Source organism: Klebsiella sp. 141240 (genome assembly GCF_050600805.1).
Lineage (GTDB): Bacteria > Pseudomonadota > Gammaproteobacteria > Enterobacterales > Enterobacteriaceae > Klebsiella > Klebsiella aerogenes.
This window is the reverse complement of the sequence record NZ_JAQIRK010000056.1, coordinates 1-800: the sequence shown is the minus strand read 5'-3', so window position 1 is coordinate 800 and position 800 is coordinate 1. Positions and strand designations below refer to the sequence as shown.

2 protein-coding genes are annotated in these 800 nt (G+C 49.4%); both read right to left on the bottom strand.

The window, feature by feature from the left end; genetic code table 11:
- Window positions 1–76: 76 nt before the first annotated feature.
- The gene (locus PGQ95_RS26290; RefSeq protein ID WP_004199403.1) at window positions 77–433 is read right to left on the bottom strand and encodes a S24 family peptidase; all 357 of its coding nucleotides are present in this window, start codon (window positions 431–433) and stop codon (window positions 77–79) included.
- A 2-nt stretch (window positions 434–435) separates the two neighbouring features.
- Window positions 436–675, bottom strand: coding sequence for a hypothetical protein (locus tag PGQ95_RS26285; protein ID WP_001549892.1), 240 nt, complete (start codon window positions 673–675; stop codon window positions 436–438).
- Window positions 676–800: the final 125 nt, after the last annotated feature.

Here is an 800-nt window from a genome sequence, read left to right as displayed (position 1 = left end):
CCTGGGCGAAATGCGCCTGGTAAGCAGAGTTTTTGAAATGTAAGGCCTTTGAATAAGACAAAAGGCTGCCTCATCGCTAACTTTGCAACAGTGCCACAATGTGCGTAATGACCCCCCTGACCTCCAACCCGTCCTCATCGTCATCAGGTATAGCCCTGAAGTTATCCAGCTTATCGAGTTCCTGGAGACACCGCTTGGGGTGTAGTCGCAATCGCATGATCCTGAATTCTTGTTCCAGGACACAGAGCACCAAAGACCCGTCAACGGGCGTGCCCCCAAAATCTACTATGAGCAGCGCACCAGGCTTTATCCCTTCCCGGAAAGAGTAGGTATCACTTCGAAAAAAGAATACTCCCGGCGCTCCTGTATTACAGTGCTGATCGAGTGACAGCCTGTTTTCCTGGTAGTCGGTTGCTGGCGATGGAAAACCCATTTTTAACGGCCTCCGTTGGGGTTAAAAAGCATGAATGTCCGGTTCTCTCCTTCCTGAGTGGAAATGTCTTTAAAAACGGTCACGTAGGTTTCAATCCACTGATTTGCTTGGCGACAACTCCAGTGAAAATTAATCAGCGCAAGCTGGCTGACAAAGGCTTCTGTCGTAACTGTCTGACGACCGTTCGGCTCACGCTTAATGCTCGCACGCCAGGCTGAGTCAATTTCATAGTGTCTAGGCATGAAAAACCTCCGATCAATATAGCTGTATGCATATGGGTCTTCCCTTGTTGTGGTGGCTGAAGGCATGATAATGGTGTATTTAATCGCCAGAGGTCACCGCCATGGACGAAAAGTCCCTCTACGCT